The sequence below is a fragment of the Sinorhizobium sp. BJ1 genome (genome assembly GCF_002531555.1).
Taxonomy (GTDB): Bacteria; Pseudomonadota; Alphaproteobacteria; order Rhizobiales; family Rhizobiaceae; genus Sinorhizobium; species Sinorhizobium fredii_B.
The window spans coordinates 21,135-41,740 of the sequence record NZ_NWTH01000023.1; the positions used below are offsets into that span (position 1 = coordinate 21,135).

13 protein-coding genes and 6 pseudogenes are annotated in these 20,606 nt (G+C 57.4%); 9 read left to right on the forward strand and 10 right to left on the reverse strand.

The window, feature by feature from the left end:
* Positions 1–275: 275 nt before the first annotated feature.
* From CO676_RS24115 to CO676_RS36240, 5 genes and pseudogenes are all read left to right on the forward strand, one after another.
* Entirely contained in the window at positions 276–1,661 is a 1,386-nt protein-coding gene (locus CO676_RS24115; protein WP_179875625.1) for an L-tyrosine/L-tryptophan isonitrile synthase family protein, read from the forward strand.
* 2 nt (positions 1,662–1,663) lie between these two features.
* Positions 1,664–3,100 carry a hypothetical protein gene (locus tag CO676_RS24120; RefSeq protein ID WP_097522946.1) on the forward strand — a complete coding sequence of 479 codons (1,437 nt, stop codon included), beginning with the start codon at positions 1,664–1,666 and terminating at the stop codon, positions 3,098–3,100.
* 299 nt (positions 3,101–3,399) lie between these two features.
* Positions 3,400–4,572: an MFS transporter gene (locus CO676_RS24125; RefSeq protein ID WP_097522947.1), complete on the forward strand. Its 1,173-nt coding sequence runs from the start codon at positions 3,400–3,402 to the stop codon at positions 4,570–4,572.
* Between the two features lie 60 nt (positions 4,573–4,632).
* Positions 4,633–4,806 (forward strand): annotated as a pseudogene (locus tag CO676_RS24130) (helix-turn-helix domain-containing protein); the annotation flags it as partial.
* Positions 4,807–4,808: 2 nt separating this feature from the next.
* Positions 4,809–4,928: pseudogene (locus CO676_RS36240) on the forward strand (3'-5' exonuclease); the annotation flags it as partial.
* Positions 4,929–5,682: 754 nt separating this feature from the next.
* Here CO676_RS36240 and CO676_RS24140 read toward each other — a convergent pair.
* The 5 genes and pseudogenes from CO676_RS24140 to CO676_RS36250 form a co-directional block, all read right to left on the reverse strand.
* Positions 5,683–7,290: a carboxyl transferase domain-containing protein gene (locus tag CO676_RS24140; RefSeq protein ID WP_097522948.1), complete on the reverse strand. Its 1,608-nt coding sequence runs from the start codon at positions 7,288–7,290 to the stop codon at positions 5,683–5,685.
* A 1-nt stretch (position 7,291) separates the two neighbouring features.
* Complete coding sequence (locus tag CO676_RS24145) at positions 7,292–7,792, reverse strand: biotin/lipoyl-containing protein (RefSeq protein WP_097522949.1); 501 nt, start codon at positions 7,790–7,792, stop codon at positions 7,292–7,294.
* Positions 7,770–8,912 (reverse strand): ATP-grasp domain-containing protein, encoded by a 1,143-nt coding sequence (locus tag CO676_RS24150; RefSeq protein WP_245424407.1) that lies wholly within the window; start codon positions 8,910–8,912, stop codon positions 7,770–7,772. Before CO676_RS24150 ends, CO676_RS24145 begins: the two co-directional genes overlap by 23 nt.
* A gap of 60 nt (positions 8,913–8,972) precedes the next feature.
* Positions 8,973–9,017, reverse strand: a pseudogene (locus tag CO676_RS37035) (biotin carboxylase N-terminal domain-containing protein); the annotation flags it as partial.
* Between the two features lie 65 nt (positions 9,018–9,082).
* Positions 9,083–9,259: pseudogene (locus CO676_RS36250) on the reverse strand (biotin carboxylase N-terminal domain-containing protein); the annotation flags it as partial.
* A gap of 638 nt (positions 9,260–9,897) precedes the next feature.
* Here CO676_RS36250 and CO676_RS24155 point away from each other — a divergent pair.
* The 3 genes and pseudogenes from CO676_RS24155 to CO676_RS36255 form a co-directional block, all read left to right on the forward strand.
* Positions 9,898–11,343 carry a PLP-dependent aminotransferase family protein gene (locus CO676_RS24155; RefSeq protein WP_179875626.1) on the forward strand — a complete coding sequence of 482 codons (1,446 nt, stop codon included), beginning with the start codon at positions 9,898–9,900 and terminating at the stop codon, positions 11,341–11,343.
* Between the two features lie 245 nt (positions 11,344–11,588).
* Entirely contained in the window at positions 11,589–13,124 is a 1,536-nt protein-coding gene (locus CO676_RS24160; protein WP_097522951.1) for an AMP-binding protein, read from the forward strand.
* Positions 13,125–13,170: 46 nt separating this feature from the next.
* A pseudogene (locus tag CO676_RS36255) lies at positions 13,171–13,433 on the forward strand (transposase domain-containing protein); the annotation flags it as partial.
* A gap of 62 nt (positions 13,434–13,495) precedes the next feature.
* Here CO676_RS36255 and CO676_RS36260 read toward each other — a convergent pair.
* A pseudogene (locus CO676_RS36260) lies at positions 13,496–14,086 on the reverse strand (IS630 family transposase); the annotation flags it as partial.
* Positions 14,087–14,502: 416 nt separating this feature from the next.
* On the opposite strand from CO676_RS36260, the gene CO676_RS35750 reads away from it, so the two are divergent.
* A complete protein-coding gene (locus CO676_RS35750; protein ID WP_210202634.1) occupies positions 14,503–14,889 on the forward strand; it encodes a hypothetical protein in 387 nt (128 codons plus the stop codon).
* 297 nt (positions 14,890–15,186) lie between these two features.
* Here CO676_RS35750 and nodU read toward each other — a convergent pair whose 3' ends face one another.
* The 4 genes from nodU to CO676_RS24185 form a co-directional block, all read right to left on the reverse strand.
* Positions 15,187–16,863 (reverse strand): nodulation protein NodU, encoded by a 1,677-nt coding sequence (nodU, locus tag CO676_RS24165; protein WP_097522952.1) that lies wholly within the window; start codon positions 16,861–16,863, stop codon positions 15,187–15,189.
* A 25-nt stretch (positions 16,864–16,888) separates the two neighbouring features.
* The gene (gene nodS, locus CO676_RS24170; protein ID WP_097522953.1) at positions 16,889–17,491 is read right to left on the reverse strand and encodes a nodulation methyltransferase NodS; all 603 of its coding nucleotides are present in this window, start codon (positions 17,489–17,491) and stop codon (positions 16,889–16,891) included.
* Positions 17,492–18,939: 1,448 nt separating this feature from the next.
* Complete coding sequence (locus CO676_RS24180; protein ID WP_097522955.1) at positions 18,940–19,803, reverse strand: hypothetical protein; 864 nt, start codon at positions 19,801–19,803, stop codon at positions 18,940–18,942.
* A 9-nt stretch (positions 19,804–19,812) separates the two neighbouring features.
* Positions 19,813–20,559: an AraC family transcriptional regulator gene (locus tag CO676_RS24185; protein ID WP_245424409.1), complete on the reverse strand. Its 747-nt coding sequence runs from the start codon at positions 20,557–20,559 to the stop codon at positions 19,813–19,815.
* Positions 20,560–20,606: the final 47 nt, after the last annotated feature.

Here is a 20,606-nt window from a genome sequence, read left to right on the forward strand (position 1 = left end):
CCCATGGGGCACAGAGAGACGCGAAAGTCACATCAATGCAGCGCAAAAAGCTCGCTTTTCGATGTATCCGGATGGAGGGCAGAAGGGCCGAAAGCCGTTGGTGCTAGCGAAGAGCCTGGCTTCCGACGGATCGTCTCCAGTGAGACTGATTCCCAGTCACCAGACACGGATGTCCTCTGATGAATAGCGCGCAGCTTCGTAGCCGCATTTCCTCTGGCCATCGACTGATCCGTTTGGTCCGTGAGAGATGTAACCTTTACAGCCATAGAGAATTCATGGCGAAAGCCATCCGGGTGCCCGCAGACTACTGGCTTGCGCATTTCACGTCGTCGTTAAACATGCGCATGAATGACGCCATAGCCCGCCGCATCAACGCCGCAGTTGCTCGTGCCCGCAGCCGAGCTAATCTGTATGACGTGAAAAAGGTCGGTGTAGCGGAATGCGCGACTGAGACCCTGTTTGACAACTGGTGGTTCAAGCCGCGGGAGGCGAATTTATCTCGAATAGAACTGCGCAACCTTATCAAGCGGCGGCTGGACAAAGGCGCTCCGTTGCGCCTGCACTTCCCCATATTCTCGCGCAAGCCACTTTGCCCCCTGAAGAATCGAGGTCCCAACCCCGACCTGGCTGAGTTGCATACCTTGGTCCGGTGTGCTGAGGCCGCCCAAGTAATCAACGCGATCAGCCCGACCGGTTGCCGCCTTATCATCTTGGCGGACGGCTTCAAATACAACCGCGCCTGCCGAACGCCAGATCCACTCATCGCCGCCTACCAAGACGGCCTGCGCTTCTGGGTAAACCAGTTGAATAGTGGCGACATCGTCGAAGTGGTCAATTACGAGCGCTTGGTATCCGACCGCCTATCGTCTGAAATGTTGCAATCGCGACAAACAATTTACGAACATCACTGCGCCTCTTTGGCTATGCTATATGATCCGCTATTCGATCCGGACGAACTGCAAGCTAGCTTAGACACGGTGCAGCAAGTGGATGATATAGGCGCTCAAATTCATTTCACCTTCTGGTCCATCGTTTCATCCACCTATTACAAGGATATGCACACTCTGATCGGCGGGGAAGCTTTCATGGAACGGCATTATGGAGACGATGTCCAGAAGCTTTACATCCGTTATGCGTCCTGCTTACACCGGCCGCTAAGCCAAGTAGGCCTTCAAGGAGAGCATCTGTCGCGGCTGGGCTACCTGCCGCCAGCGGAGTGCGCAATCCTGTTCCGGAGTATGCGCCGGCAGGCTTGGGAAGCAGCGCTATACTACGTGGCAATCTCGCTGACTGACCGGGGCCTAAATCTCCTGCGGCGCGTAGACCGCGATGCTATCAAGCTGACTGTTCACGCCAAGAAAGGAGAGCTGCAATTCTTATCCGCCACCCGGCAGGACGCAAGCATCACTGCCCAGCACTGCACGGGGGGACTGTCAATCGCAAAAATGGCCGCCAAAGTAAACTTCCGTTACCGCTTGGAGCGCGAGTCCCAAGGCGAATACCCGATCCTACTTGAACAACTGCCTGACACACCCTTTCACCGGGAGCACTACGGGCCGTTGCACGCCATGCAGATGATCGACCAACCCATTGGCTATACGACCGATCCACGCCTGATTGGCGACGGTCGCGTGCACTCCATCCTGACGAGAAGGGGCTGACAATGAACGACGCGCTCTCGGAACGAGAGATTGTCAGCGAATCAAATCTGCACAAGGCGCTGATAAGCAATCTCGGTAGTTTTTGCACTCTAGAGGCTCGGCCGGCGATTAACATGGGCCCTCAGGAAGTCGAGCAGGTAGTGGGGGCGTGGCGAGCAGGTATGGACCGTCAGGCCTCCCGTCTCGCACGCTCGGCCATTAACACACTGGCGGCTCTGCCGGTGGGCTGCCTCTACGAATGCTTGGGCGATAAGAGCTGGCAGGCGGCAGCACAAATCTGCGAGGTATTCCGTAACCCTCAAGTATCTAAGAATGCTGGCCGTCTCGACACCCGCGCATTACAGCGCAAAGTGCATGAAGCCCTGGCCCGCGATGAACACATAAACCTCGTTCTGGGCTGGGGCCAACCCAAACGTAGTGCCGGTGGCCTCAAGACGTTGGGGTCTTTTGCCGATCTGGCGGAAATGTATGCCATCCGTCGGCTGCTAATCATCGTGCGCGCGGTATCCCAGTTGGTGCGCAGACCCGTCGGCATGATCGTCCTCACAGGTAGCAGCCGGTTCTTCGAGGCGTTGTTCACGCGGCCGAACGTGGGTCAAGCGTATGACGCCCAGCGCCAGATGATCGCCGATACCCTTGGCAGGAAGGGCACGCTGTCCTTCCGCCCCTATTCGGACCTATCCGGCGATGGCAGCCGTTCTGTTGTCATCGACGCGCGGGAACAGCGGTTCCGGGACTCCCTCGCAGTCGTTACCGACGAGATGATCCTGTCCAAGTTCGGAACCGTTCTGCTCAACATCGACTGGGAACATCTGTTCGCACTTGACCCGATGCAGCGCCATCACGCCCCTCACGGCATTCAATTGCCACCGAGCATTGAGGCGTGGCTTCGCGGACGCGATGAGACGGCATGCTCGCGGCTGATCCGTGCCGCCATCGTCAGTTTAATCTCGCCAGAGCGCCAATCAGACTGGATCGCCTCGTTTGAAGGCGAGGATGTGTTCGAGGTTGCCTTGTCCTTCGTCCAGAGTGTGGCCTGGGAATCGACGCGCAAGTACATTGCGCTCCACCTGATAGATTCCAGCGACGAAGCCACTTCTATTCTAAATGCTGCACAAGGCGCTAACGTCTTGCGCCTAACGGTTCACCAAAAACGGGACCGGCGCGACGTACCCGCCATCTTCACCTTAGGTCCAGGCGGCGGCAACCTCCTCGCCCAGCATGTGTTGGCCTGTGTGTTGAAGCGCGATGCAATCGTCTTCGAAAGCTATGCCGAACTGCAACAGCGCGATGCGGCGGCGGTCTACCTGCGGCCGGTAAACAATCAATTCGTCTATCCCCTCTTCGGCTGGCTCGCTCCAGCGCAACAGCCACTCTGCTTCGTGGAAGCCGGCTGCGACACTCTAAAGCTTCTCTGCGAAGCCGGAGGGGTCCAATGAGCGAGGCTGACCTGTGCGTTGCCCACAGATCCCGCGTTGATCTGTGCCCTACGCGTGCGAGGGGAGCCGACTTGAGCAGACCAGGCCCACCGTGGCCTTCGGCTCGATCTGACGAGAGGAAGCCCTCACCGGATGAATTGCAGCTTGTTCCGACCGTGCTGGAGTGGTCAGCGGCACATCGCCGCATTGCCGCTAGTGGCACGGACTGCCGCACTTGCGGTGGAGTCTCTTGGCCCAGGTAGAGACGGCCGGTGGTTCCCGCGCCACACCCTCACCCCTTACGATTCAGAGACATCGAAATGCCGACGCCTCACGATGTAATAGTCCTAGCGATTGGGCAAGCGCTCACCAGTACCGTGGTGTCTTTGCTGACATCGGTGTCAAGTCTGTCCGGCAATTTCCTTGCCCCCTATCCAACGCTTAGCACTCTTCCAGTGACCGCCACGGTCATAGGCACGCTAATCATGATCTATCCTGCGTCCACACTGATGGGACGGCTCGGCCGGCGATGCGGATTCATGTTCAAAGCCGGTGTAGGCATCGTTGGCGGCGCCACTGCAATGATGGCAATGGTAGTGCACAACTTTCCGCTGCTGGTGCTGGGCACATTCTTGCTCGGTATCTTTAGCGCCTTCGGTCAATATTACCGCTTCGCGGCCATCGACGCCGCTAAAGATCCGGCGGAGAGAGCCATCGCCGTAGCCATAGTCACCGGTGCTGGTGTCGCGGGCGGCATCGCCGGACCGTACCTCGGCGGCCGGTTCGCCGAGGCCGTGCCGGAGGCTCCTTACGCCGGCGCTTTTATGGTATTGTCTCTGGTGTGTGTCGCCCTGGCCTTGTCCCAACTCTTACTGTCCGCCGATCTGGGCCGCGACAAAAAGCCCGGAGCACCAGACAAACACCCGGCCGACACACTGATACTGGGCGGACCCTTTCTGAGGGTCAGTCTGATCTGTGCCATCGGCTTCGCAGTCATGACTTTGACGATGAATGCCGCGCCGCTGTCCATCCATCACTCCGGCCTCAGCGTCCATGACTCAGCAACGGTACTCCAAGCGCACTTCGCCTTGATGTACCTACCGTCTTTTTTCAATCCCATTCTGATAAAGTACATCGGCTTGCGGGGATTGGTGCTGCTGGGGGTGTTCGCCAGTGCCGTCGGATGCATACTGAGCGCCGTCACAGAACAAACTCTGACAATGTATATCCTTGAGTTGGGTCTGTCGGGTATCGGCTGGAACTTCATGTTCAACGGCGGCACTTTGTTGCTCGCCAGCACTTACTCGCCTGCCCTTAAAACAAAGGCGCAGGGGTTTAACGCCATGCTGGTCTACTCGGCTAACGTAGCGGCCTCCTTTGCGGCGGGTGCATTGATGGCAAATGCAGGTTGGGTTACATTAAATCTGGTTGGCCTTCCCCTGCTGCTAATTGCGGTCTGGTCCCTGCGCACCACCATTGAAGAACTGGAATGAGAGCAGGTCAAAACCCCCTGCTAAGAGTCCTCTCTGATTGGATATAGCCTATCGGCAGACGCCCGCCACGACGTGTCGCGCAACCTTATCCTTATCTGGGTTCAGAAGTACGAGCAAGGCGCATTTGACGAAGATGCGCAGGCGGGCGACCTCATCCCGGAATACTTGGCCCGGATCCCAGCGCTGGAGCGGCTGGTCGGCAAGCAGGCGCTGGAGTTGGAGTTCCTAAAGGGGCTCGGCCACAACGCCCGCGGCAGGGTGTGATTGTCGACACCGAAACGACCGACCTCGACTACCTCTGCGACGAAATCATCGAAATCGGCGATGTCACGGCCGGCTATGGTGGGCTTCAGCCGGGAGGAGCTGGGCCGGGACACAGCCGAGCGGTGTCGCGCTGGTTCCTCCACGGCCGGCAATTGGCGCCTGATCTTCGCGGCACCTTCCTATCGCTACCTTTTGGCCCAGGCCAAGGAAGAGCTGATCTCCACGTCCCGCCCCTCCGCCCGGTCGCAGAGACCGCGCCCCTGGTTGCCGCGGCCGGGAAATTGCTGGATCTCCTGCCGACCGTGTTGCTGTGGTTATTCGCTTTCCCTCAGGTCCACCTGCGACGCGTTGATGTGCTTTCGCCAGGCGCGAGCGTGCTTGTCCGCGAAAACAAAGAAGAGCTTTTTGACCTGAACCTTCCGGCAGCCTTTAGCAAAGCGGTCAGGCGATGCGGTCTCAGATATCTAAGGCTCTCGAATGTCGTTATCGGGGGCAATTCATCAAGCGCTTCGAGGATCGCGCGTTCATCGCTGGCGGCTTTTAGAGGCCATACCGTGGGCTGAACGCCAGGTTGCTGTCCACGCTGAGGTTGACGTCGGTATCGTTGACCCCCAGACTTGCTTTATCGAAGAGCCGCGTGCTGCCGTATGAAGAGCCGCGCCGTCAGCGGCAATGGGTCAAACAGCTTGGTGCTTTTTCCGAATAGAGATAGACGGTTTTCTCTGCTGCCCGCGGGCAGGTAGCGAGCATGGCCACTGAGCGACAAGGCGGCCAGCCCTCCGACATGCAGGTCATAGCCATAATCTGTGAGCCGGTTTACCACCGACACTCAGAAATTTGGAACCGCTACATCCTAAAAATGCCATAACGTGGCGTCTCGATGGGAGCATTGAGCGAAGCACTTACGGCGATTGCGAGCGCGTTTCTAGTGTCGACAGGATCAAGAATCCCGTCATCCCAAATCTCGGACGTTGCGTAATATGCGCTTGACCGCTCCCGATACTCTTCCAAGATCGACTGTCTGGTGGTCTCGTACTCCTGCGCCGACAACTGCTTACCGTCGACCGCCAGTTGCTTCGCCTTGACATCCGTAAGCACTCGCGTCGCTTGATCGGCACCCATGGCTGAAATCTGAGCCTGCGGCCAACTGAACAAAACACGCGGATCGAAAGCGCGCCCTGCCATAGCGAAGTTTCCCGCACCGTGAGAATGGCTACATATGACCGTAAATTTGGGCACCGCCGCTCCGGACACAGCCATGAGTAGCTTGGCGCCATTTTTGGTGATGCCACGCCGCTCATATTCACTGCCGACCATGAAGCCGGTGATGTTCTGCGAGAATAACAGGGGCGTCCCATTCGTATCGCACAATTGGATGAAGTGAGCGCCCTTGAGCGCACTGTCGTCGAACAGCACGCCATTATTCGCCAGAACACCGATTTGGTATCCATGAAGGCGCGCAAACCCGCACACCAGAGATCGGCCGTAGCGGGGCTGGTATTCATGGAACCTGCTGCCATCGACCAAGCGCGCGAGAATCTCCCGCATATCAAAGTGCATTCGAGCATCTCTTGGAATGATGCCGTATAGTTCCGACGCATCATAGGCAGGCGGCTCCGGAGCGACTCTATCGAGCGAGATTTTTTCTGGACGACTGAACCGGGCGACTATGTCGCGGGCGATCGCGATCGCGTGCATCTCTGAGTCCGCGAGATAGTCGGCCGTTCCCGATACACTGGTTTGCATGTCAGCGCCGCCGAGGTCGTCGACGGACACGTGCTGGCCAGTCGCGACTTTAACAATCGATGGGCCGCCGAGAAATATCGCTCCGCTTTCCTGGACGATTATGTTGTAATCGCTAAGCGCAGGGACGTAGGCCCCTCCCGCTATGCAATGTCCCATCACGATGGCGACCTGCGGTACGCCCATCTTCGAGAGAATGGATTGGTTGCGGAAGATTCTGCCCGCGTGGTGGCGATCCGCGAAGAACTCCGCCTGCATAGGCAGAAATCCACCGCCACAGTCGCAAAGATGAACGACTGGCAGGCGATTTTCGATTGCTATATCCAAGGATCGGACGATCTTCTTGACCGACAGCGGATACCATGCTCCACCCTTCACGCTCGAGTCATCTGCGTGAACTATCACCTCGCGTCCCGCGACGATGCCGGTGCCGACGACTTGCGCTGCGCTTGGCACCCCTCCGTCGTAAGCCTCGTTCGCAGCCAGTGTCGAAAGTTCGAGGAAAGGAGTTTCTGGATCGAGCAAAGCCTCGACCCGGTCACGAACAAAAAGCTTGTTTTGCCGCCGCAGGCGCTCGAGGTCGCGCTCGGGACGATCGAAACGGACCGCACGCTGGCGCTCCTTAAATTCGGTCACAAGTCGTCTGTTGTGGTGCTCGTTGAGGCGAAATTCTTGCGAGTTCACATCAATAAGAGACGCGAGCCGCTGCATCTCAATGCCCTTCCTGTGTGATCGTAACCAGCACCGCGTCGCGCTCGAAGCACTCGCCTTCATTGAAGTGAATTCGGTCGACCACGCCCTCCTGGGGCGAGCGTATGACGCTTTCCAGTTTCATGCTCTCGATAACCATCAGGGCGGTGCCTGTGGTAACCGCTTCGCCGGGCATAACCGACGTTTTAACCACGACACCTGGCATTGGTGCGCGCGCCATGAGGTGACCTGCATCCTTTTTCACGAGAGCATGCGCTGACAACGGGTCTCGGTAGCGCAGAATGCGCGTGCGCCCGCGAATATGCAGATGAATTATGTCACCATCGATAGCGAACCTGACCGGCTCGCTTGCGCCGGTAATGGTAAGAAGACCTCCGCTGTCGCCCTGGTGGGAGAAGTCGACTGCGAGTACTTCGTTGCCCAAATGCAGGCGGTATCCCCGCTGACAGCGCGAAAGCCACAACTGATAATCTGCACCTTCATGCTCGAAAAGGTGGTTCACGCGTTTCTCCAACCGCCCAGGGAGGCGTGAAGCTCGGGTACGGCACCTCGCGAACTGGTCTCGTCAGGAGAGCCGCGGCTGCCAAGAACGTCGACAGGTCGCATGCAGATTCGCCAGCGGCCAGCTGCGGATTTCCGTCGAGATATCCAGTATGGACCTGTCCGCTTAGAAATTGCTCTTCGGCAAGGACTCGCTCGAGAAAGCTCGCGTTAGTTTCGCAGCCGAGGAGCACCAACCCCCGCATCGCACGTTCGATCTTTAGCGCAGCCCCATCACGCGTGCGCGAATGTACGATCACCTTTGCCAACAGGGAATCGAAGGCTGTCGTTATCTGCTGACCTTGAGAGATGCCAATGTCGATCCGTAGGCCTGGACCGCCGGGATAGTCGAGCACCAGTATCTTCCCCGTCGTGGGAGCAAAGTCGCGTGCAGGAGCTTCAGCATACACCCTGGCTTCGATTGCGTGTCCTGTCGACACGATGTCTTGCTGCGAAAATCTAAGCTCTTGACCTGCGGCGACATAGAGTTGTTCGGCAACAATATCGATGCCAGTGATCATTTCGGTAACGGGATGCTCTACCTGCAGGCGCGTATTCATCTCGAGGAAATAGAACTCTTCTCCATCAACGATGAATTCCACCGTGCCTGCGTTTCGATAGTTAGCGGCTCGACAGATGTCCACGGCAGTTTCACAGATTCTCTCGCGCAACCCCGGGGGAAGCGTTGACGCGGGCGCCTCCTCTATGACCTTCTGAAATCTGCGCTGCACCGAGCATTCCCGCTCGAACAAATGAACAACGTTTCCGAAGCAATCGCCGAGCACCTGCACTTCGATATGCCGCGGCTTTTCGATGTATCGTTCGATGTAGAGCCGACCATCCCTGAAGTAGCGCTGCGCCTCACTGCGTGCCTGCGCGATGGCTTGCTCCAAGGTATCGAGGTCGCGGACGATCCGCATGCCCTCGCCGCCGCCGCCGGCCGATGCTTTTACCAGCAAAGGCGCTCCAATGGATCGCGCCCTGAGGATGAACGTTGCAGGGTCATCTTCTTCGATCGCCGAAGGCACGACTGGAAATCCGTTCCGCTGAACGAAGTTGCGGGCCCGGATCTTGTCGCCCATTAGTTGGATGCTCTCAGGAGTGGGCCCGACGAAGGCGAACCCAGACTCGACCACCGTCCTCGCGAACTCCGCATTCTCTGACAGGAATCCATAGCCTGGGTGAATCGCCCGACATTCGCCTCGCGCGCGGCAGCGATGATTTGTGCGGTATCAAGATAGGCCGAAACTGGCGTGCGACCGCTTACGGCAATGGCCATGTCGGCCATCGAAACCGCCGGCGCTCCCGCATCGAGGTCGTGGCAAACGATTGCGGAGCGCAGTTCCAGCTCGCGCAGGGTCTTGATGATGCGTACGGCAATCTCGCCTCTATTTGCGATCAGAACAGTATTAAGGGGTAGTTTTTGCACTCGATTATTTCTCTAACCGGACTGGGATTCGGCTTCCCCATTTTTTGCGGGCGCTTTGTACCGGCCCAATTTCCCGTCTTGCCGCCTGCAATCTCCTACGGAACGCATTCAAAATTGACAGGCTTCTTGTGGTCGATGCCCTGATGGGCGAAGTGGCGTCTCCGCAGCAAACCGGAGCCGGCCGTGATCCCTGAGGAGCGCCGGTGACTCGTTTAGCGTTTGCATAGAAGGCCCACTTGGCGTGACACAATGCGGTTGGTCGTAATGCTCCATGGGTGGCGGGCGGACCGTAGAGACGCAGCGCGCCTGTTCCATGGGTGCGTCTCGGATGCGTTTTGCATGGCTTGAATCTTCTTCGAGCGGGGTAGCCCCAGACATCGAAAGCGGGTCGATTTCACTTTCACGCCCAATGTCACACCACCATCGCCACTTCAGGTCATTTATTTATTTATTTAGGATTAGTTCAGCGAATTAAGAAATTCGCGTAGTGAATACGGTCTTGAGCATTGTCAATTCATGCTTGACGTGGCGTCGTTTCTCCGCCCACACTGCACGAGATACTGTATGGTTCACTTATGATCTACCTCCTACTCTCCGTTACTTGGCAAGAAAGTGCGGAATCTACACCGGAAGACACTATGGACGCCACACTTATTGTGTTGCGTGACACTTTTTTGGATATCTGCATGCTGATGAAATCACCTTGGCAGCCTTGGATCGCACCCGGCGATGAGCCAGCGTACCAACGGCTGGCGGCCGCAATCGCGGAGGACCTCGTAAACGGCAAAATCGCTCCCGGATCCCGCCTGCCGGCGCAGCGGGACCTGAGCTACCGACTGGGAGTGGGGTTGGGCACGGTGACAAAGGCCTATGGGCTCTTGGCGCGCCAAGGCCTTGCCTCACCTTTCCATGGACGTGGAATGTTCGCGACGAACAAAATCCTGACCACCAGAAAAATGGTCGATCTGAGCTTAAACGTGCCTCCGAATGTCATTTCGGAACAATTGCTGAGCGGGACGTTGGCCTCGCTTGCGACGACCATTGATGCAGACTCCTTCGGAGCAAGTAATTTTCCGAAGGGAACCCTAGATCATCGTATGGCGATTGCTGGATGGCTTCAGCACTATTGCACCTCGGCCGACGCCGAACGCATGATCTTTTGCAATGGCGGTCAACATGCGCTCTCGACGGTGCTGACCGCATTGGTCGCACCGAATATTTGCTTAGGTACTGATGAGTTGCCGTTCCCGGGGCTCGTGAAGATTGCACATTTGCTCGGCATTGAATTGGTCGGAATTGAGGCTGATCGAGAAGGCCTCCTACCAGACGCCCTCGGGCGGATCGCATGCGAGGTCGCTTCGAGAAAGAAGCGCCTCGTGTTGTTCACCAATCCGACTGCGCAGAATCCAACCGGCAAGACGATGTCTCGGTCACGGATCAAGGACCTTGCCGCTATTTGCAAGCGCGAAGATATATTGATAATCGAAGACGACGTGTACGCAGCCTTCGCTGCACGTGATCGCATTTGCTTTCTCGATCTGGCGCCTGAACGAACCTATTACATAAACAGCTTTGCCAAGCTGCTCACACCGGGGCTGCGCCTTGGTGTTCTGATTGCTCCGTCTCATCAGCTGGATAATCTGGTGCGCGTGCTCCGTGCACACGGTGCGACTGACTCTCCAATATCCAGGCTTGTCATCCACAAATGGATAGCGGATGGGGTGGCATCACATATCTCGAAAACCGCGAGCGCGGAAGCCATTGTTCGAAACAAGCTAGCAGCTTCGATCTTCGCCTCGATGGGCGATGCGTGGATCGGCAGCGGGTTCCACATGTTTCTGTCGATGGGCAACTCTGCGGCGGTCGCGCTTGCCAACGCAGCCCGCCAACGCGGAATAATCGTCACCGATCCTGCTGTCTCTCTGTCCGCCGGAAATGATCAAAGCGGCATTCGTCTTTGCTTGGGTGGGCCCACCCGCGACGAACTCAGCGGGGCATTAAAGGAGATCGCCGCCCTGCATGTTCAACTGGGGCAGGCGACGAAGGCCTCGGCAGAAGACCTCGAGGGGAACATAAATGCGTAGCGCCGGCCCAGACAAATGGGCGTCTGCATGCTTGAGCTTCGTTTCATTTCGCTCCCGTGCCTGGCTGACCACAAACGTCTCGTGCACAAAACTGCGTCTCAATTGAGGCACTAACGGCCCACATTGAGGAGTTGCAGCCCAGCCAAAGCTGAAATCACCCGTACCTCAATCGCTCAAAAGGTCGCATGGCGTTGCCCGGGTCGGCAAAAGTCTCATGCGGCTTCAGACAGAAGGGATAAGTGACAATGGATCTTTGCACACTCATTGACCGCAATGCGGCGTTTACTCCGAACAAACCCGCAATTCATTTCAAGGGCGAGACCTTGAGCTACGCCGCTTTGAGCCGACGCATCGCCCAAGCCGCGCGCGTCCTGAAGAACGAGCTCGGAGTGACTAAAGGCGACCGCGTCGCCATCCTCAGCCTGAACCGGCCTGATTATCTGATTCTTCTCTATGCCTGTGCGCGCCTTGGCGCGATTTTCGTGCCTTTGAATTGGCGGCTCGCGGTGCCTGAGCAGCTCTTCATCTTGTCCAATGCGGGAGCAAAGGTCCTGGTGCTCGAGCGAGAGTTCAACGCGCTACTGCCGCATCTGGCACACACACTGCCCGACACCTCAGTCGTCGGCCTGGACTTCGCGCCCCGTCGCGGGAACACATGGGGTAACCTGTTGGACAAAGGCAGCGGCGATAGCCGGAACCCACATGCAGACTTGAGGTGCCCGCTAATGATCGTCTACACTTCTGGCACTACCGGGCGACCGAAAGGCGCGGTCCTCCGACAGGAAGCATTGCTCTGGAATGGGGTGATGAGTCAGCACATGCATGCTCTGACATCGGCAGATCATGTGTTGTCGGTATTGCCATTCTTTCACGTGGGTGGGCTCAACATTCAGACCACTCCGGCTTTGCACCATGGTGCGACAGTCACTATTCATTCCCGATTTGCGGCGGGTGAGACACTTTCTGCTTTCGAGCACCGCCGGCCAACGCTTACGGCATTGGTGCCGACAACCATCCAAGCATTGACCGACCACGCCGAATGGTGGACCGCCGACCTGTCCTCCTTGAAGGCTGTTTCGACTGGCTCGACGATCGTGTCTCAGGCTCTGATCGAACGCGTTACCGTGCGTGGGGTGCCGGTCCTGCAGATCTACGGCTCCACAGAAACTTGTCCCATCGCCATCTATACGAGGCTTGGGAGTGAACACTCGCGCTGCGAGTCCACTGGCTTAACGGGCCTATGCTGCGAGGCGATGATCATCGATGACGCCGGTAAGGAGTTGCCCGCGGGTGCTCTAGGCGAAATCGCAGTGCGCGGCCCGAATGTTTTCTGTGAATATTGGGGCGACCAGCAAGCCACCCGCGAGGCACTGCGTGACGGCTGGTATCGCACTGGCGATATCGGGCACTGCGATACCGACGGTCATTTCTGGGTCCGCGATCGCAAAAAGAACCTCATCATTTCCGGCGGAGAAAACATCTATCCGGCCGAAGTCGAGCGTGTACTCGGGGAGCACCCCGATGTCGAGGAATGCGCTGTCGTGGGTCGACCGGATTCGCGCTGGGGCGAAGTGCCGGTCGCCTATGTGATCAGGCGGGCGGAGGCACGGATCGAAGCGGAAGCATTGGCGGCGTATGCACAGTCGCAGGTCGCCCGGTTCAAGGTCCCGCGGGAGTTCATTTTCACCAGAGAATTGCCGCGAACAGCGTCGGGCAAAATTCAACATTCGATTTTGAAAGAGCTTGAAGCGCGATCAAGCGAGCAAGAAGGCGGCACCTGAAGATCGGGGCGACGAGCGAACTGCGGGTCCTTTCCCATAGCCAGTGAGCTACCAGTTCAGCGATACTGTCGACGGCTGGGGGCCAGCGCCGTCATCCAGCGTGGTGCTGACCTGTCGCGCCTGTGGCGTCGAGCCGTTGGCGATTGCGCCATGCCCTCACAGAACTGCCTCAGCGCATCGAAGATGCCGATATCCAATGACCTGCTGTCCTTCAACTTCGCAAAACCGCCACTGCCTAATCAGACCAGATGCCATTCCCAATCGCTGGCGATTTTTCGAAATCACGGGCGTCTACTTGCGGGCAAATAGCGCTTGCGGATCTTCGCCTTCACCTCGATCCGAAGTTGCTCGCTAATACGGATTCCCATTGATCAGAACCCATATGCCCAATCTCTGCGCCCGATAGACATGATGCGCCAAGGCTGGCTTTCGAGCTTGCGCCATGCGTCGCAGCAATGAGCGACGATGTCTTCATAGGATTTGAAGACGCGGTTCGATAGCCAGTTCTCGCGCATGAAGAGCCAGAGGTTTTCGACCGGTTGAGTTCGGGCGATTTTGGCGGCAGCGGCAGGATCGTGATGTTTTCTGGTACGAGGAGAGTGTTGGACATATGCCAACCAGCCTGATCCACGATGAGGACGGCATGCGCATCGCAGGCGACATGACGGGCAAATTTCGGCCAAATGCTGCGTCATGGCGTAGGTGTCGCACCATGGCATGACCAGCGCTGCCGCTTTTCCAAGCTTCGGGCAGATGGCGCCGAAGATGTAGGCTGATCGGGTTCGCTGGTCGTGCGGTGCTGAGGGTCGCGTTCCACGCTTGGCCCAGCGCCTCGTGATCTTGTTCTTCTGGCCGATGCGCGCCTCGTCCTATTCGTTTGCCTTTGGCGGCTCCGTCGGCAATTTCCGCCACTGCGGCGGGAAAGTTTTTTTAAATTCCTCAATCGCTTGAGGGTCCTGTGCGAGCTGGCCAGAGATGTTGAGCAGTATGAGGATCAAACCGCAGACACCAGATGCAAGACTCCGCATCGTCCTCGTTCAGGCCACAGCTTGGCCCGCAGCCGGGCACGCTGCAGGATCTTCCGGCTACCCCAGCCACCCCGAGCACGGGCGCTTGGGCCTGGTTTGGGGAGCAGATGCAAGAACCTGCGTCACCATCATCTGCAAGGCGTCCGTCCTCAGATATTTACGGCGGTCTTGAGCCGATAATTAATTTGAATCCGCCCACGCCGTATGAATTGCGTGACAATGCTCATTCTGCGCCGGAGCCTGACTTTGCCAGACCGCCGTCGCCATCGGGGACCCCTCAGGAGATTCCGGATACCGGACCTATCATTGGCGAGATTTGGCGCCACGGCTCCCAACCGGGCTCGGATGTCGTGATCGACGTACTGGAAAACATCAATCTGCTGCCAAACCGATTCGGTCTAAGGCAGGTCGAGATCAACCGTGAGCGTTACTCGATCACCTTGGGACCGGGGGGCCGCAGGGACATTCGTCTCATCCATCATCCGCGCGCGAGGCCGATGAATGAAGCAGGGCCATCCCGTCAGCCTATAGCGGACCTTGGGTTTCTTATCCGCGGGGGATGGCAGCACCGCGAACGCTGGCTTCCACGTTACCTTGTCCGTACACTAGAGGGGGAGCACCTCATGCCGGAAGCCGGGCGCCCGACGTATATCAACATCCGCGGCGTGCCGTATCGGGCCGAACTGCTGGAAGCGGGCGGTGGCTTACGGGTTCGTATTTATCCTGAAGCTGATTGAAGATCACGCTTGGGCTGAAGCCTCGGTGGTCAGCGGGGCGCGCACCGCGGCAAGCATTTTACCGCGCAGCCACCGGCATAGACCTGCTCGCACCAGGGGGCGCTTACAGGACCTGCCTGCTCAATGATACACGAGCGCTTGGATAAAACGAAAATGGGGAACTCGAAATTCAAATTGTGCGTACATAGAGTTGCTGCTCCCCGGTGGAAGAGTGACCCTTTCGCCGGGAGCAGCAACTCCGCATACGGAATGCATTAGACATACGCTCATCTTGCGCGAAGACCGCGTCGATCGGACTTACGCGGTAGCGTGCGTTTTCCTGTATAGTAGGCCGTCGCACCATATGTGTTCAACGCGTCCCCACTCGCAGGCTGCAGCCGCACTCGGGAAGAAGCCACGGCCATGGTAATTAGCACTTGTGTTGCAAAGCAACGGAATGCCCGTGAGCCTTTCATATTCGACGAGTACCTCGGCGACCTTATGCTGAGAGGTCCTGGAAATAGTTTGCAGCCGCGCAGACCCGTCGAGGTGTACAACAGCAGGAACTTTTTCCTGCCACGCCATCTTCGTCTGATGATCGAACAACATGTATGGATCGGGCGTTCCGGGGCTAAATATATCCGGCGCACGGTCTTCCAGGCATATCGGCGCCACTGGGCGGAAGTGTTCGCGGAATTTGATTTCGTTGAGGTAATCCTTCATTTCCGGCGAGGTCGCGGCAGCCAGAATACTTCTTGCTCCCAATGCCCGTGGTCCAAGCTCACTGCGTCCAGAAAGGAAAACCACGGGTTTGTTGCTGGCGAGGATTGCCGCAAGCTCCGAGATACTGCAGGGGCTAGGGTCCCATCCGGCCGGTACATCGCCCGCTTGCAGACTCGGGCCGCTGTAGACTGACCAGTCCAACGGCACGAACCAATGCTGTGCCACTATGTCAGAGCAAGCTGCACCAATCGCAGAGCCGCTGTCATTAGGAAAGGGCGGTACCCAGACCGAATCGAACAGGCCCGTCTCGCGCAGTGCACTGTTCCATTTGATATTGAGTCCGCAGCCGCCAGCTATGCACAGATTGCGTGCTCCTGGAAGGGCAAGGTGCTGCAAGGCATTCGCCATTTCATTGACGAGGAGACGTTCGAGGAAACAATGATACGATGCAAGCACATCTTCGGGCGCTTCTGCGCCCAATTGGAGCGCGCTGGCAGCGAAAAAATCATGCACGGCCGCAAGTGAGGATTCCGCGTTGTTGATGTTTGCGCGGAAGGTATAGGCAGCGGCCGTATCGCCGGCAAAGTGTTCGTCGTAGAGCTTCTGAAACACAGCAACGATGCGTTCATCAACTGACCCTAGTGCGATAAAGGCCATCAGCTTACCGGCCACGCCGAGATCCCAACTCCCGCGGCTCGCCTGCTTATACGGGCCGAAGTAATGGCCCGCGACAGCGTAGGCCTGGCCTGTCACCGGGAACAAAGATTTGACGAAGCGAGCTCGGCTGCCGTCTACATAGTATAGACGCGGAAATATGCAGCCGTCCCACACCAAGCAAAGCGCAGGCTCTCCGGACTTGGCAAAGGGGCTGGTGCAGTATGCAGACGTCACATGGTTCGTCACATGGGGATAGCTTCTGTAGCTAAAAACCCGATCACCAAGCGTGAGGCCGGAGCCGCCAACCCAATCGAGAAGTCCCTCGGCATGGCGCTCAACGTAGGGCGCGCCTTTGAGGACAAGGGGAGTCACCCCACTGAGGACCTGAAACTGCGACTCGACCTCACCGTCCCAGCCGTCAATAACAAACTGATCAACATCTCGCGCATTGAGCCCGTTTTCCGCCAGAGCGGCCACAACAGCATCGAGATTATCGATTGCTTGATATCGGGGATTGTTATCACGCTTCTCCTGCTCAATGCAGAAGACGAGCCGTCCATCCTCGACAAGGGCAATAGCCCCGTCATGGGTCAACTTGATGCCACAGACGAGCATACTGTCTCCATCTAAGTTAGATTCACTAGAAACTCGATTTCCGAAAACGGGAAAGCAAGCAGTCTTCGTTGGCCGACGCGCCGCGGCAATCAAACTGCTCCACCTCGATCAACGTTTCGTTCAGCATGGCGATGATGGTCTCGGCACCCGCCACATGGCCCCAGCGCCGGCAATTTGCGTCGAGCGCGGATCCAAAAACCAGGTGCCCATTAGGCGCTAGCATGCTCACCAGGTTGTGAACGGCGGTGCGCATTGCGGCTAAATCCTCCAGGTAATAAAGAACTTCGGCTACGACGATCAGATCGAATAGCTGCTGAGTCGAGAACTGTTGGACGTCAGCGACTATCCAGTTGATGTGAGATGATTCCTTTATCCGTTGCCTCGTTCGAGCAATCGCTTGCGGCACAACATCGATCACAGTGAGCCGCTTGCAATGAGGCGCCAGTTTTTCCGTGAATGCGCCGGCCGCGCACCCGACTTCGAGTGCGTTGGTGATAGGACGTTGGGAAAGCGACAACCGAAGCATCTGCCTATGTCGCTCCTGCTCGAACACATTGCCGTCGAGCCGCCACGGGTCCTCCGCCGCCAGCTCACGGTGCAGTAGGTGGTAGTTGTTGACCTGCGTCAAAATTCGCCTCCGAGACACGGTGCACGATCCTGCGATGACTCTCCGGGCCAGTTGCGGCTGTTCTGCCGCGTATGCCCCGAAACGAAGAAGTCTCCGGGACACGGTGTCCCCTCAGCATTTACAGGATCTCCGGTGTGAAGTGCACTTGCTGCGCACCTTAAGTAAGTTGTCGACGTGCCATTCCATTCAATTTGTCGTCGCAGCCAATCAAACCTGGCTGCCCGCTCGGCAAAACGACGAGTACATCTTCTATGCGCGTGGGTGGGTAGAGCGGGGCGCGAATCCGGGGGGCGTGGAATGCACGCGACCCCCCGTGAGAGGCGTCGCCGGCAAGTGTCGGCCGGTTCCCTCGGCATGCACCTGCAACACGGGTGGAACCGCGCGGAAGCCGAAATGGCACTCGAACTCCTTGCAGTATGGATATATGACGCGCAGCGAGTGGCTAATTCGGAGTCCATCAAGATCCCGAGTCCTCCATAAAGCTCTAGTTCGACGACTAGCATCAACCTCACCAACTTTGATGGAGCGACGCAGCAAACAGATCTGACCGTCTGCCTGCGAGTGGTCTTCCGTTGAATGCACCGGTCGGTCCTACGCGGTCGAAAAAAGTCGGCGAGTTCGAGACGGTCTTCGATTTCCCGGTCATTTTCCCAACGCACCGTCCATAGCACCTGAGAGCGCACACAAAGACCACGCGCGTGTTTTCTTGAGACATGCGATGCGATCCGGTCGGACGCAGCAGACGGGCGTCAGGCATTGTGACGCAGCTAATGACCTTTGTAGCGCTTTTCAGAGTGATAGCTCCGTCAATGCTGCTACCGGTGGGCCAACTTGAATCAAAAGTCATACTTACCTAATGCAGCATCCAGCGAAACTCGTAAAATCGATTATTTGGATGCCAAGCATCCAGGTTATGGAAGGTCCGCGGTGCCCACCGGTTGCTCCAAGGGCGAGCGCGTCGCGAGTTGCTAGCCTCGATCATGGCTGCCTTTGAGGGGGCAGCGGAGCCGTTACGGATCGAAGTCTGATCTAAGGTGTTCCGCTCGCAGCGGACGCACCGCAGCAGTGCCACCAGCGTGGCCACGGCTGACTACACATCCATTCGACAAGAGTTTACCCGCGCACATGTCTACTGAAGCGGCAATCCGATTGGATTGAATTTGCACGGCGCAACATGAAATGGCGTGCGGCAATGGCGCCGCGCGGGATCTCGCACTTGCACTCCATACAAGTTGGACGGCTGCGGTGTCTATCATTCTATCAACCTGGATAATGCGTTGAGGGATAGAATGGGGCGGACCAGAGTTCGCCGCCACTGCGCGGCAACAGGGCATCTTCTGTAGCTCGCAAAGGCTTCCGGACTGCTGTATCGCATTCAGGATGGGGCGAGGTGTCCGGGACTAGCCGCTGGTTGGGTGCGCTGCTTTCGAGAACCGGAGGTCTGGGGATCAGACCTGCGGCTTGATATCTCCTTGCGGGATCGAGCCGCCGTTGAAGAAGTTCTTTGCCTTCGTTAACTGGTGGGTGGAGTTTTCATTTACGAGTCCGCGGAAGTTTTCGTGGTCGCGGCCGCCTTTGCGAATGCGTCGAGTCTGAACAAGATTGGTGACCTCGGTATAGTCGATGTCGACGTTGACATACTGTGTCGACGAGCGACAGGATTTCAGCTCAAGGAAGTGTTCTTTGAACTCGATCTGCCGCAGAACGATTGCTCCGTAGTCGTAATATCCGCCTGCCCCATTGTCGAGAAGGTAACTCTGGTAGGTGCACGTCAGCGCCTTGTATTGCTGCGCGTTGCCATTGGCCCTGAAGGTGAGGTTGCCCATCGCTGTAAGGAAGGTCTGAAAATCCATCAGCAGCGATGCGCCGTCTGTGATGATTGCCTGGGCAAGCAAGGAGAGAAATGTGGCTGGCACAGAAATGCCGACAAACCTGTTTGAATAACTCTTGTGTTTTTGCCCGCCGATCGAAACGTCGGGGATGTTGGCAACAACGTTTGTCCAGGTGTTGATGTCCAGTTTTTGTGAATCGATGATGGGATAATGGGTCTGCATATAGTCGTGAATGAGTCCTCCCATCGCAAGAAGGTTGTCCTGGTTCTCATGCATGATGCCGCTGTAGGTCGGATCGTTCGCTTTCTGGCCGATGAGATGAAACTGTACTGTCCCTTGATCGTTCGCGATCGTGTCTTCGCTGGGGGGCGCGGCCAAATTCAGGGGATGGCGGTAGAAAAACGCGCGCGCGGCCTCGTAGTCCTTGTCCGAAAAACTCTGTTCATGCTCGTGAATATCCACTGCAGATGCGTTCGACATGTTTTCCTCCTAGGGAGTTCTGAGCGTTGACGTAAGAGCTGTGAGGTGCCCGAATTGCACACCCGCCCGAGTGCGAGAACACTTTCGGGCATCCGTTGCTGTATACTGGTTCGTTTCGAGATCCACCTTTGCGTTAGCCAGGCTTTCTCTGCCCGCTACCATTTTTGCGATAGCGTAGCGGCGAGAGGCTATGAAACGCCTTGAACGCTGTTGAGAAATTGTGGCAATACCCCAAGGTCTCTGTGACCTGTGCGACGCTTTCGTGCCCGCTTCCATGCGCTCTGCCGCCAAGGACATCCGGTAGCGCCTTAGCCAAGTCATAGGCCCACAGTTAAAGGATGCTTCGAAGCGATTCACGAGCGTTGTCTGATTGGTCCCGAGCGTCAGCGCCAATTTGATAACCGTGATCTGCTGATCGAGCCGCTGCGCCAGCAGATCGCATAAGCCCTGCACCAGTGGATCGGCTGAGAAGAATGGCGGGGCCGCACGCCGCGCGATCCCGGCGACGCAGGCGGCAAGTCTGCTCAGAACTTCCGGCTCCATCGGTGGCCACAGCAGGTAGTCGGAGTACCCATTGGAGAAAACTGTCCGTCGATCCAGGCTGCTTTCCGCAACCAAGCCCAGTTGCACAAGTTCGGAGGCGGGTTTCGCACGACCGTGCGTGTCTTGCGTTGGGTCGCGACAATCGACGATCACGATTTGCGCGGAGCCTCCCGGCCGCAACAAACGGTGATCAACGATTTCGACCTGCGGCAAAGTGCTCGCGATTTGGGCTAACGACGTACCTGTGACCGGGTCCGACC